The sequence below is a fragment of the Sphingomonas sp. CFBP9019 genome, assembly GCF_034045155.1.
Taxonomy (GTDB): Bacteria; Pseudomonadota; Alphaproteobacteria; order Sphingomonadales; family Sphingomonadaceae; genus Sphingomonas; species Sphingomonas aerolata.
This window is the reverse complement of record NZ_JAXCWK010000004.1, coordinates 655,462-668,234: the sequence shown is the minus strand read 5'-3', so window position 1 is coordinate 668,234 and position 12,773 is coordinate 655,462. Positions and strand designations below refer to the sequence as shown.

12 protein-coding genes are annotated in these 12,773 nt (G+C 68.9%); 8 read left to right on the top strand and 4 right to left on the bottom strand.

Going from position 1 to position 12,773, the window contains the following annotated elements:
* Positions 1-8 precede the first annotated feature (8 nt).
* Positions 9-665, bottom strand: coding sequence for a LuxR C-terminal-related transcriptional regulator (locus tag SOM18_RS14905; protein WP_056407141.1), 657 nt, complete (start codon positions 663-665; stop codon positions 9-11).
* Between the two features lie 281 nt (positions 666-946).
* On the opposite strand from SOM18_RS14905, the gene SOM18_RS14900 reads away from it, so the two are divergent.
* The 5 genes from SOM18_RS14900 to SOM18_RS14880 all read left to right on the top strand — a co-directional run bounded on the left by SOM18_RS14900 (position 947) and on the right by SOM18_RS14880 (position 5,895).
* Complete coding sequence (locus SOM18_RS14900) at positions 947-2,401, top strand: sensor histidine kinase (RefSeq protein ID WP_320481900.1); 1,455 nt, start codon at positions 947-949, stop codon at positions 2,399-2,401.
* Positions 2,391-2,993 (top strand): response regulator transcription factor, encoded by a 603-nt coding sequence (locus SOM18_RS14895; protein ID WP_031441022.1) that lies wholly within the window; start codon positions 2,391-2,393, stop codon positions 2,991-2,993. Before SOM18_RS14900 ends, SOM18_RS14895 begins: the two co-directional genes overlap by 11 nt.
* A 68-nt stretch (positions 2,994-3,061) precedes the next feature.
* Positions 3,062-3,430, top strand: a complete 369-nt coding sequence (locus tag SOM18_RS14890; protein WP_031441021.1) for a phosphonate transporter — start codon at positions 3,062-3,064, stop codon at positions 3,428-3,430.
* A gap of 9 nt (positions 3,431-3,439) precedes the next feature.
* On the top strand, positions 3,440-4,729 hold the full coding sequence (locus SOM18_RS14885) for a sensor domain-containing diguanylate cyclase (RefSeq protein ID WP_320481899.1): 1,290 nt from the start codon (positions 3,440-3,442) through the stop codon (positions 4,727-4,729).
* Positions 4,726-5,895 carry an AMP-binding enzyme gene (locus SOM18_RS14880; protein ID WP_052380938.1) on the top strand — a complete coding sequence of 390 codons (1,170 nt, stop codon included), beginning with the start codon at positions 4,726-4,728 and terminating at the stop codon, positions 5,893-5,895. Before SOM18_RS14885 ends, SOM18_RS14880 begins: the two co-directional genes overlap by 4 nt.
* A 17-nt stretch (positions 5,896-5,912) precedes the next feature.
* Here SOM18_RS14880 and SOM18_RS14875 read toward each other — a convergent pair whose 3' ends face one another.
* Positions 5,913-6,080 (bottom strand): hypothetical protein, encoded by a 168-nt coding sequence (locus SOM18_RS14875; protein WP_156360373.1) that lies wholly within the window; start codon positions 6,078-6,080, stop codon positions 5,913-5,915.
* 841 nt (positions 6,081-6,921) lie between these two features.
* Here SOM18_RS14875 and SOM18_RS14870 point away from each other — a divergent pair.
* Positions 6,922-7,878: an alpha/beta hydrolase gene (locus SOM18_RS14870; RefSeq protein WP_031441019.1), complete on the top strand. Its 957-nt coding sequence runs from the start codon at positions 6,922-6,924 to the stop codon at positions 7,876-7,878.
* A 12-nt stretch (positions 7,879-7,890) separates the two neighbouring features.
* On the opposite strand, the gene SOM18_RS14865 is transcribed toward SOM18_RS14870, so the two are convergent.
* Positions 7,891-8,901, bottom strand: a complete 1,011-nt coding sequence (locus tag SOM18_RS14865; RefSeq protein ID WP_031441018.1) for an alpha/beta fold hydrolase — start codon at positions 8,899-8,901, stop codon at positions 7,891-7,893.
* Positions 8,902-8,938: 37 nt separating this feature from the next.
* Entirely contained in the window at positions 8,939-9,673 is a 735-nt protein-coding gene (locus SOM18_RS14860; protein ID WP_320481898.1) for a hypothetical protein, read from the bottom strand.
* Between the two features lie 202 nt (positions 9,674-9,875).
* Between SOM18_RS14860 and SOM18_RS14855 the strand changes: the two genes are divergently transcribed.
* Both SOM18_RS14855 and SOM18_RS14850 read left to right on the top strand, forming a co-directional pair.
* Positions 9,876-11,234, top strand: coding sequence for an alpha/beta hydrolase (locus SOM18_RS14855; RefSeq protein ID WP_031440842.1), 1,359 nt, complete (start codon positions 9,876-9,878; stop codon positions 11,232-11,234).
* Entirely contained in the window at positions 11,231-12,769 is a 1,539-nt protein-coding gene (locus tag SOM18_RS14850) for a GMC family oxidoreductase (protein WP_320481897.1), read from the top strand. Before SOM18_RS14855 ends, SOM18_RS14850 begins: the two co-directional genes overlap by 4 nt.
* Positions 12,770-12,773 lie beyond the last annotated feature (4 nt).

The following is a 12,773-nucleotide window of genomic DNA, read 5'->3' as shown; positions in this document are numbered from 1 at the left end:
AGACCGGGTCAATAGGCCTGCGCATGCACCGACGCCACCGCACCGGTTCGGTTGTGCACCCCGAGCGCCTTGAATAGCCCCGACAGATGCACCTTGATCGTCCCCTCGGCGAGGTTGAGCGCATGCGCGATCTCCTTATTCGACGCGCCCCCGACGAGCAGTTGCAGCACCTGTTGCTGCCGCCGGGTGAGCGCGCCCTCGGCCCGCACCGAGTCCGGTTCGGGCGCCGACAGGTCGCCGACCATGTCGGGCAGGTAGATATGGCCCGCGGCGACCATCCGCACCGCCTTGGCAATCTCGTCCATCGGCATGGATTCGAGGATATAGGCGTGCGCGCCCGCGCTGATCAGCGACAGGATCTTCATCCGCTCGCGCGTCTGCCCGACGACGATGATCCGAAGGTGCGGGTAGGACAGGCGCAGCCGGCGCATCATCCCGTGACCCTGGCCGTTCAGAACATCGGTATTGATGACGGCGAGCTTGGTGCAGTGCGCCCTCAGGAGATGCGCCTGGACGCTGCTCCAGTTCGATGTCGTCAGAACCGTATCGGCTAGATGCTGCTGGCTTAGAATGCTCGATATGGCGTAGCGGAATATTTCGGCATTGCTTGCGACAATAGCATTGGATCTATCCAATTCATCATTGCGAATGAACTGCTCATTCATGACGCCCCTCCATTGGATGTTTTTGTAATATTACGCGATAATCTTACCAAAGCTGCCTAGACCATTGGCCGAGGCTGCGACCACGCCGGGTCTTAGGCAAGTCCGTACGGATACGGACCCCAGACAGTCTGTTCAGGCTTGGCACACCATGCCCACCACACCGGCTTTGCTTCAATTTGAGACGGTTGCACTGCACGAAGACCCCGGCCGGTATCTGGAAACCCCTATGCGGAAAGCGTAGCATTTTGGTTCTTTCCGGCGGATTCGAATTTGGAGCGATCGTGCAGCGGCTATGGGCCATCGTCGACCAGCAGGAGACCGCGTCCGACTGGCGCTGGAACCTGCTGCAGGGCGTGGGTTTCGGCAGCGCCGCGCTGGTCGCCACGGCGGTCGGTCGGCACCTGTTCGGGATCGACCTGCCCTTCACCTTCGCGCTGGCGGCGATCGCGATCGGCGCCGTCCTGGGGGGTGCGCTGACCGCATGCGTGGGCGCCGCGACGACGATTCCCACCGCACTGGTGTTCAGCGCGCACCATCCGCTCGTGACGCCGCTGAACACGCTGGTCGTGACCGGTTTTGCGATCGTCCTTGCGCTGTTCGGCGGTCGCATGACGCTGCTGCGCCAGCGCGCTGGCCTCGCGCAGGGCCGGTCGCACCAGCGCGAACTCTGTCTCCACTCGATCTTCAACACCACCCCCGCGGCGATGCTCATCGTCGACGCGGCGGGCGACGTGCTCGCGATCAACCGGAGCGCGCGCGGCATCCTGGGGATCACCGACCCCGATACCGGACGCCTGCGGCTCGCGGACCTGCTTCCCGGCCTGCCCGACCTGTCCGGCGAGACCGCGACCGCGCACGAACTGTGCCGCGCCGATGGCACGCGTCTCGCGCTGTCGCTGTCGAGCGGGCCGCTGCCGTTCGCCGCGACCGGGCTGCGCACGCTCCATCTCCGTGACGAGACCGAACAGGTCGCCGCCGCCGAACGGCTCGCGCTGTTGCAGGCGGAGCTCCACCAGCTCGCACGCGCCACGGCGCTCGGCCAGCTCGGCTCGGCGATCGCGCATGAACTGAACCAGCCACTGGCGACCGCCGCGAATTTCGCCACCGTCGCGCAGGCGGCGCTGGCGCGCGGCCGCGACGTAGGCGAGGTCGGCGCGGCGCTCGACGGCGCGGTCCAGGAGATCTTCCGTGCGGCCGCCGTGCTCAAAAGGCTGCGCCGGTTCGTCGAGCGCGGCCCGCTGCAGGCGCAATGGGTCGATGCGCGCGACATCATCGCGGAGGGCGCGACGCTCGGCCTGCTCGCGGTCCGTCAGGCCGGAGCGGAGCTGAAGGTCAGTATCGCGCCCGATCTCGGCGAATTGTGGATCGATGCGATCCAGATCCAGCAGGTCCTGCTCAACCTGATCGCCAATGCGGCCGATGCGGTGTCCGACACGGCGGTCCGCGTGATCGATCTGCGCGCCGTCTCGGGGCCGGACGGGCAGTGCACGATCACCGTCTCGGACACCGGCCCCGGCATCGCACCCGGCCAGGAACAGGCGATCTTCGCCCCGTTCCGCACAAGCAAGCCCCATGGTCTCGGTGTCGGGCTCGCCATCTGCCGCGCGATCGTCGACGCGCATGAGGGGACGATCACTGCCGCGACGAACAGCGGCGGCGGCGCGACCTTCCGCGTCTCGTTGCCGCAACGTCCTGGTATCGGGTCCAGTGGAGAAATGGTCGCCCATGCCGCGTGACCGGCCGATCTACATCATCGATGACGAGCCCCAGATGTGCCGCTCGCTCGAAATGCTCCTCGCGCTGGAGGATTTCGAGACCCGATCCTTCCCCAGCGTCGAGGCGTTCTTCCACGACCTCCCGCGGCTTCCGCCCGGGATCATCCTCAGCGACGTCGCGCTGGGCGGCCTCAGCGGTCTCGAGCTGTTGCAGACCCTCCCATCGCTCGACCGGTCGGACCCGGTGATCCTCGTCACCGGTCACGCGGATATCCCGATGGCGGTAGCGGCGATGAAATCGGGCGCCGCCGACCTGCTCGAAAAGCCGTTCGAGGCACAGCGGCTGCTCGGCGCGGTGGCGGCGGTCCGCGACCGGATCCTGCAGTCGACCCTGCGCGAGCAGCGCCTCGCCTCGCTCTCGCACCGCGAACGCCAGGTCCTGCGCCAGATCGTCGAGGGGCTGACCGCGAAACAGATCGCGACGCGGCTGGATATCAGCCCGCGTACGGTGGAAACCTACCGCGAGCATCTCATGCGCAAGACGGGCGCGACCAGCCTGGCGCAGCTCGTCCGGTTCGCGGTCGAGGCGCGCGTCACGTGCGTGCCGTTGTAAGAAACAGGTGATCTTAGGCTATGCTTAACCCCGCCGCCCCATAGCGCAGTCGCAGGGAGACCGTGGCTATGGTACTGGAACAATACAGTTTTGATAATGTCGCGCTGCCCGAGCTCGACACGATGCGCGTCGAGGACCGCGACACCCTGCCGTTCGGGGTGGTCGGGTTTAATGCCGACACGCTCGTCCAGGTCTATAACGCGACCGAGGCGCGGATGTCGGGCCTGGATCCCGCGACCGTGATGGGCGTGCCGTTCTTCGATGCGGTGGCGCAGTGCATGAACAATTTCATGGTCGCGCAGCGGTTCGAGGACGAGCCCGAGATCGACGACATCGTCCCCTATGTCCTGACGCTGCGGATGCGCCCGACCAGGGTCCGGCTGCGTCTGCTCGCGACACCCGGCATTGCGCGCCGCTATATCCTCATCGAACGCTAAGCCGCTTCGATGAGCGATAGGTCGAGCGAGGAAGAGCTTCTCGAGTTTCTGTACGCCTGCCCCGTCGGCCTGATCGAGTGCGACAGCAGCGGCGCGATCGCGATGATGAACCCGCACGCGATGCAGCATCTCCTGCCGCTCGCCGGGGCCCGCGATCCCGGTAACCTGTTCGCCGCGCTCGAACATCATGCGCCCGAATTGCGCAGCATCGTCGCGGCCTATGCGCCGGCGACGGGCCGGATCTGCGACGGCCACCGGATCTTCGTCGATCTCGCCACGCGTCGCCGCGGTACCGCGCCCAAGGTGCTGGCGTGCACCCTGGTCAAGCTCGGCCCCGATCGGCTGATGGCGACGCTGTCCGATATCAGCGAACAGGTCGCCCAGGAGGCGCGGCTGCGTCAGGCGGATACCTGGTTTGCCACCCTGCTCGACAGCGTCAGCCATTATGCCGCGCTGACGATCACGCCCAGCGGCGAGATCCAGTCCGCCGACGCCTGCTTCGCCCGCCAGACCGGACACGACGCCGCCGACGTCATCGGACGCCACCTCGCCGAGATTGGCGGGAGCGAGGCGAGCGGCGGCGATCTTCGCCTGGACGAGCAACTGCTGATCGCCGCGCGCGAAGGCTGGCATCTTCAGGAAGGATGGCAGCAGCGCGCGGATGGCGAGCGCTACTGGTGCCAGCGGCTCGTCGTCGCGCGGTCCGAGCGGGGCGAGCCGCGCGCCTCCGGCTTTTCCGTCATCCTGCGCGACGTGCCGCGGCGTGGCGAGGCGGCGGAAGACATGCGCCGTCTGTTGAACCATGATCACCTGACCGGCGCCGCCAACCGACGGCATTTCGGCGAGGTGCTGAAACGCGAACAGCATCACTGGCGCGAGTTACGGCAATCGCTGTCGCTGATCGTTCTCGACCTCGATCATTTCAAGGCCGTCAACGACACGCATGGCCACCCGGTCGGCGACACGCTGCTCCGCCGCGTTACCGATGTGTGTACCGCGCTGCTCCCGCCCAGCGGAATATTCGCGCGGCTCGGGGGCGAGGAGTTCGGCGTCCTGCTGCCGCGCTATGACGAGGATCAGGCGGCGGCGCTCGCCGAGGCGATGCGCGCGGCGATCGCCGGAATCGCGGTCGACACGCCGCGCGGTGGGTTGCACGTGACCGCCAGCCTGGGCTGCGCCACGCTCGGCGAAACCGACGGTTCGATCGATGCGCTGCTCGCGCTCGCGGATGATCGCCTCTACGCCGCCAAGCATGCCGGTCGGAACCGGGTCCGCTCGCGCGAGACCGCGACCGCGTGACCCGGGCCGGACTGTCGCGCGCCGCGGTGCACCGCATCGCCTGCGCGGTCGTCGCGACCGAGATGGCGCGGCTGCGCGATCCGGCGCCGCCGGCCGCGACACGCGGCGACTGGCCCGAAGCCATGCCGATCGGCGACGAGGGCCTCGGGCTCGATTCGATGGAGCAGCTCGGCGCGCTGGGCGCGCTGGCCGAGACGTTCGACCTCGACGACGATACGCTTGGCGAGGGTCCGCCGCAGACGGTCGGCGCCTGGACCGACTGGATCCTGCGTGCGCACGCTACGGGCACCGACCGGATCGCGGTGCGGACGTCCGGTTCGACCGGCAGCCCGCGCCTGTGCATCCACGCCGTCCCCGACCTGCTCGACGAGGCGGCAGTCTTCGCGACACGGTTCGCCGATCGGCGCCGGGTCGTCGCCTTGGTCCCCGCCGATCATCTCTACGGGCTGGTCTGGACCGCGCTGCTGCCCGACGCGCTGGGCGTTCCCGTCGTCGTGCGGACGATCGGCGCACCGCTGTCGCTCGAGGCGGGCGATCTCGTCGTCGCGGTGCCCGACCAGTGGCGCGCGCTGTCGCGGATGATGCGCCACTGGCCGGGGGATGTCATCGGCATCAGTTCGGCCGGGCCGCTCGACGACACCGTCGCCGCCGGGCTGCTCGCGGCGGGGCTTGCCGGGCTGGTCGATATCTACGGCGCCTCCGAAACCGGCGGTATCGCGATCCGCACGCTGCCCGCGCTCGACTACGTCCTGCTGCCCCGCTGGCAGCTCACGGCCGCCGACCCGGATGACTGGCGGCTCGTCGAGCGCGACGGCCGGCACCACGACCTGCCCGACCATGTCGCGCGTCTCGGCGAGCGCGTCATTCGACCGATCGGTCGGCGCGACGGGGCGGTCCAGGTCGCCGGGCACAATGTCTGGCCAGGGCGCGTCGCCGGCGTGCTGCGGACGGTGGAGGGTGTCGCGGACGTCGCGGTGCGGCTGCACGGCAATGGCCGGTTGAAGGCGTTCGTCGTGCCGCACCCCGGTCAGGACCCCGCCCGGCTGTCCGCGCGGATCGAGCAGTTGGCGGCGAACCGGCTCACCGATCCCGAGCGTCCGAAGGCCTATCGCTTCGGCACGGCGGTGCCGCGCACGGCCATGGGAAAGCTCGAAGACTGGGGCTGATGCCGCCCCGCCGGCGTCTAGCGCCCAGTCAGCGCATAGCCGCGGGTCTTCTCGCCGAGCGCGGCGTAGATCGCGGCCTGATCGAGGAGCAGGTGACGCTGTTCGTCGGTCTCCGCAGCCGCGGCCGCGGCCAGCGCGTCGATCGTCAGCCGCTCATAGTCGGGGGTCGGGTCTTGGTCTGGCATGGGCCTGCCGTTCATTCCTCTTCACGATGTCCCGTGACGATAAATGGCCTGCCTCCGGCCGCAACCTGCTTAAAACGCTGCTTAACCGGCCAGAGAGGTTGCGCACCTCCGGGCGCCGTCGCACGGCTGCGGATACTATTCCGGCATCGCCATCGCGGATTCCCGCCGTCACGGTCGCCGTCACGGCCGGGTAATCTGAGTTAAGATTCTGACCCATATAGACGCGTGACAACAAACCCATCCTGCCACATCGCGCGCAGCACTGGATCGCGAATCTCGTCATAGGGGCAAAGCGCGAGATGGGCGACCGGATCGCTCGCGGCGATACGGCCGTCATTTCTGGCTTTCAAACAGTCTCTTGCGAAATCCGGCATCCTGCGGCCCCACTGCTGTCGTCGCGTCGTCCGACCCATGCTCAGATTCTTACAAAAGGGGCAATGGCTTGTCCCAAACCGACACAGCGCCCCACGCCGCACGGAGACACGGTTCGCCACGCCGCGAGCCGCACGGTCCGCACTGTCTCTACAGAAGCGACGATCGCGGCCGACGCTCTACGCAAGTACAGCTGGACCAGCGAGAATCACCCGACGGCCGATGCGGCAGATGAACCAGCAACGCTCGCCATCACTCGCCAGGATATTCGCCAAAGGTCTGAAGCTTCACGTCCTTCGACATTGCCGCACCGCAGCAAAGTCTGTGCGCATTGCAGCGGTGATTTATCGCACCCGCCTTTCACCTTCCCCACAACCGCCGATCGCAAGGAAAAACCGTCCGGCCACCATTGTGCAGTGATAGCGCTATCGATATCATCCCGAAAACAGTCGAAAAGGGGAGAGCGGATATGCGCATCGGATGTCGCGGCAACGAAGTCGTTCGAGGGGCAAGACGTCGTCTTGCGTGGCTGGTCGGCCTGACGATCGCAGTCGCCCCGCCCGCGCTGGCGCAGTCCTCCGACACCATGGCGTCGATCGCCATTCCCGCGCAGCCCGGCGCGATCGACCTCGGCACCGGGAAACTCCCCGGGGCGACCGCCCCCGAAGCCTGGCACAGCCAATATGGCAGCGTGTTCGCGCGCAACGTCACGGTCGCGACGCTGACCCCCGTCCTGCCCGATCCCGCCAAGGCCAACGGCACCGCGGTGATCGTCGCGCCGGGCGGCGGGTTCCGCACGCTGTCGATGGAAAATGAGGGCTGGGACGTGGCGCGCGCGCTCGCCGCGCGGGGCGTCGCCGCGTTCGTGCTCAAATACCGGCTGAACCAGACGCCGGCGGATCTCGAAACCTTCGCACGTCCCACCCCCGCGGGTGCCCCCCCGGGCGCAATGCCGCCACGCCGGGATCCCGCGGCGATGATGGCGGGCCTCGCGCCGCAGATCGCCGATGCGCGCGCGGCGTTCGCGCTCGTCCGCAAGCGGGCGGGCGAATGGCATGTCGATCCGGCCCGCATCGGCATGGTCGGCTTTTCGGCGGGCGCGATGCTGACGATGGCGACGACACTGGCAGGTCAGGACGCGAAGCCCGCATTCATCGGCAACATCTACGGCCCGCTCGGCGCGATGACGGTGCCCGCCGACGCGCCGCCGATGTTCGTCGCGCTGGCGGCGGACGATCCGCTGTTCGGCAATGCCGGCTACGGGCTGATCGACAGCTGGCGCACCGCCAAACGCCCGGTCGAGTTTCACCTGTACGAACAGGGCGGGCACGGCTTCGGCATGTATCCGAAGACCACCACGAGCACCGGCTGGTTCGACGAATTCGCGCGCTGGATGGCGATGCACGGCTGGATCAAGCCGGCGTAATAACCGCGCGCCTCACGACGCGATCGCCGCCTCCAGCGTCTGCAGGAACCGCGCCGGCGCCTCGACCTGCGGCGCATGACCCAGCCCCTCGAGGCGGATCAGCCGCGCGTCGGGGATGCGTCGTGCCGCGGTCACCGCCGCCTGCGGCACGGTCTGCACCTGTGCACGACGCGCGGGCGGCGCACTGCCCGCGCGGAACGCGGTCAGATCACGGTCGCCGATGATCAGCCGCACGGGCATCGCCAGCCGCGGCAGCTCGGCCGCGACCGGCTGGGTCTGGATCATGTCGGACAACCGCGCCTGCGCATCGCGCACGACGTCGCCGTCGGGACCGGCATATTGCCCCGCCAGCATCGCCACCCAGCGATCATAGGCCGGGCGCCATTCCCCGTGATAATAGTTGCGCAGCTGATACGCCTTGATCGACGCGGCATCGGTCTTCGCCTCCTCGGTGCGCAGCGCGCCGAGATCGGTATAGGGCACGCCCTGCGCCAGCGTGTCGTTCAGCCCGAGCGGATTGACGAGCACGAGCTGCGACACGCGCTCGGGGTGGAGCAGCGCGAACCGCGTCGCGAGGATCCCGCCGGTCGAATGGCCGACCAGGATGACCTTGCCCGCCCCGGCCCGGTCGAGCAGCCCGCGGGTCAGTTCGGCCATCGCGTTGAAGCTGTATTGATAGCCCTTGGGCTTGGACGATTTGCAGAAGCCGACCTGATCGGGCGCGATCACCCGGTAGCCTGCACCCGCCAGCCCGCGCGCGGTCTCGTCCCAGGTCGCGGCACAGAAATTCTTGCCGTGCAGCAGCACGACCGTCGTGCCGTTCGCGCGCGCGGTCGGTGCGAGGTCGAGATACGCCATCCGTACCGCCTGCCCCTGCGACGATCCGTCATACCAGCGCAGCGACGCGGGATAGGCAAAGCGCTCAAGATTGGCGCCAAGCGGCACGGTCTGGGCGAGGCCCGGCGTGGCGGAGACGGCGAAGGCAGCGACGGCGATCGCGGCGGGGATTTTGAAGCGGATCATCCGCCTCTAACGACCGGCCGCGGCGAGATGTCCCGTCCTACAAGCCCGGACCGTCCGCGTCATATTTGAGTTCGAGATACCGCCCCTGGATCGCGATCTCGTCGAGGCTGCTCCGCCCGAGGCATTCGCCGGCCCGCGCGAGCTCGGCATCGATCAGGCGCAGACCGTTGATCAGGTGATCGTCGGGCGTCCGGCCATCCGCCTGCATTTCGCGCCGCGCCGAAATGCCGACCATCCGCCAGCTGTCGACCAGCGCGGGCAGCTCGACCGCGACCAGCTTGCGGATCGACGCCGCGGCCGGGCTGCGCGGATCGAGCTGGGCGAGGCGCGGCGCCAGCGCCTCGAACCGGCTGCCCAGGGCATCGGCGAGCCGCAGCGCGGGCAGCGGCATCCCGCGGCGTTGCGCGGCGAGCCAGATCCCCGCCTGCTCGGCGAGCCCGGCCAGCCCGGCCTCCACCAGCGCCTCGCGTCCCGGCGCGCGCGGATCGGCCTGCGCGACGATCACGATCACCAGCAGCAGCATCAGCGCCGCGGCGACGGCAAGCGCCAGCATCGCCGGCAGGACCGCGGCGAGCGCCGCGCCGCCGAGCAGCGACACGATCGCCGCGAGGACCAGCCGGACCATCAGCCGCTTCTGCCGACGCGCCCTCGCCTCGCGCTCGCGCCGCGCCTGCTCGCGACCTTCGGGCGACAGCCGCCGAAGCAGCTCTTCGGCCTGGGTGAGCCCGACATCGGCAAACCCTGCCGCGACGCTGCGGGCACGGTCGATCATCGGGGCGCGCTGACCGCTATTGTCGTCCATCGCGCGAGGATGCCGGTCTTTGCCCGCCCGGTCCAGACCCGCGCGGCGCGACAGGCATACCCAGAATGGTCACAGATCGGTACCAAATTGATCCATGTCAATTCCGACGGCCGATGCGATGGAACGGTTCCGCGCCTGCATCGTCCGGTAGGGGTCAGTTTCGCGAGGCCCCATGACCCCACCCACCTTGTTGTTTTTACACGCCCTTGGCGCCAGCGCGCGCGAATGGCAGCAGGTCGCCGATCACTTGTCCGATCATAATTGCATCGCGCTCGACCTGCCGGGGTTCGGCGACGCGGCCGATACGGGGCATGCCGATGTCGGGACGATGACCGACTGGCTGGCGCAGGAAATCCGCGCCCGCGACCTTACCGCCTGCGTGCTCGTCGGGCACAGCATGGGCGGCAAGATCGCCACGCTCGTCGCCGCGCGCGCTGCCGCGGGCGAGCCGGGTCTCGCGAACATTCTCGGCGTCGTCCTCGTCGCCGCCTCGCCCCCCTCGCCCGAACCGATGGACGAAAAACGCCGGGCGGAGATGATCGGGTGGTTCGCCGATGGCCAGGCCTCGCGCGAAAATGCGGAAACCTTCGTCGATGCCAACACCGCCGAGACGCTCCCGGAGGCGCTTCGCGACCAGGCAATCGACGACGTGCGGCGATCGAACCGCGAGGCCTGGCTCGGCTGGCTCGAACGCGGCAGCCGCGAGGACTGGGCCGCCGCGGTCGGGCAGCTCGCGCTCCCCGCGCTGATCATTGCCGGGACCGAAGACGGCGATCTCGGCGAGGATGCGCAACGCCGGCTCAACCTGCCGCATTATGCCAATGCCCGGGTGCGCGTCGTCCAGGGTGCCGCGCACCTCATCCCCTATGAACAGCCCCGCGCGCTCGCCGCGCTGATCCGCGAGCATGCGGCACTGGCGACGACGGCCGCGCTGCCCGAAGATTTCGCCCGGCTGCTCGACTCCGATCGCGTCAGCAGCGGAACGCGCGCCGCGATGCTCGACCGGATCTACCCGATGCCCGTCGGTACCGCGTTATGGGACGACGCCGACCATGCGACCGTCGCGGCGCTGGTGGCCCGGATCCTCCCCGATTGCGGCGCCGACCGTGCGCTGGCAGGTCGCATCCTCGACTCGGTCGCGCAGGGTGTCGGCGACGGCTGGCGCTTCGCCGAACTGCCGGACGACCGCGCCGCGTGGTCGCGCGGGCTCGCGACGCTCGATACGGCGACCGGCGGTTTCGTCGCGCTGGCCGATCCCGACCAGGACGGCTGGCTCGATCGCATCGCCGGCGGCACGGTCGGCATCGAAGAGGACGCGACCCGCCTGTCGCCCGTGCAGATGCGGCTCTGGTTCGAGGATGTCCGCGCCGAGACGGTCCGCATCTGGATGGCGCAGCCCGCGACGATGGCCGCGATCGGCTATGACGGCTTTGCAGTCGGCGGCGATGGCCCCCGCAAGCAGGGCTATACCCGCACCGGCGCCGACGATCCCGAAGCGTGGCAGCGCCCGTCGCAGGAGCGCGGGGCGTGACGACGAGGCAGCATGGTGCGAACGACGTCGTCGATGCGGTCGTGATCGGCACCGGCGCGGGCGGTGCGCCGCTCACCGCCCGGCTCGCACAGGCGGGCCTGTCGGTCGTCGCGCTCGAGGCGGGCCGCGCCTTCCGCCCCGACGAGCATGTCGCCGACGAGGTCGCGGCCGACATCTACTGGATGGAGGAACGGCTGAGCGGCGGATCGACGCCGACCGCGTTCGGATCGAACAATTCGGGGATGGGGGTCGGCGGCTCGACGCTGCACTGGGGCGCCTTCTGCCCGCGTCCCGATCCCCGCGACCTGCGGCTCAAGACGCTGACCGGCGAAGGCGCCGACTGGCCGATCGATCCTGACGAGCTGACCCGGTACATCGCGGAGGTCGAGGCGTTCACCGGCGTCTCGGGGCCGGCCGACTATCCGTGGGACGCCACCCGCCGCTACGCCTATCCCCCGGTCGCGCGCAACGCCGCCGCCGACGCGATGGCGCGGGGCTGCGCGGCGCTCGGCATCACCGCGACCGACGCCCCCGCCGCCCTGGTCTCGCGCGATCGCGACCAGCCGCACTGGGGACAGCGCCAGGCCTGCGTCAATTGCGGCGCCTGTCACCAGGGCTGCCGCAACGCCGCCAAGACGAGCATGGACACGACCTATCTGCCCCTCGCAGTGGCGCATGGGGCCGAGATCCGCGCCGGCGCCCGCGTGATCGCGTTCGACTATGACGGCCGCGGCCGGATCAGCGCGGTCGTGTACAGCCAGAACGGGCAGGAGCATCGCCAGCTTTGCGCCGCGGTCTTCCTGTGCGCCGGCGGAGTTGAGACGCCGCGGCTGCTGCTCAACCTCGGCATCGCCAATTCGAGCGGTCAGGTCGGGCGCAACTTCATGGCGCATGTCGCGACGCAGCTCTGGGGCCGGTTCGACGCGGAGATGCGGATGAACCGCGGCTATCCCTCGTCGCTGATCAGCGAGGACATGATGCGACCCGGCGATGCCGGCTGCGCGGGCGGTTATCTGATTCAGAGCCTCGGCGTGCTCCCCGTCAACCTCGCCACCGGGCTCGCCCGCGGCGCGGGCCTGTGGGGCGAACGGCTGCAGACGCTCCTGCGCGGCTATAACCGGATGGCGGGGATCGGGATCAACGGCGAGTGCCTGCCGCATGCCGACAACCGGCTGACACTCGCCGACGAGGTCGACGCCTTCGGCCACCGCAAGGCGCGGATCGACTTCAGCTATCACGCCAACGAACAGGCGATCGATCGCCACGCCCGGCGCACGCTCACCGACATCTGGGCGGCGGCAGGCGCGCAGGACATCTTTGCGGTCGATCGCTCGGCGCATACGATCGGCACCTGCCGCATGGGGCATGACGGCGACACCGCGGTGGTTGATTCCGACGGTCGCAGTTTCGACATCGCAAACCTGCGGATCTGCGACAATTCCATCTTTCCCAGCGCACTGGCGGCCAATCCCGCGCTGACGATCATGGCGCTGTCGCTGCGCACCGCCGACCGTTTTCTCGCATCCGACGATTGAGGAG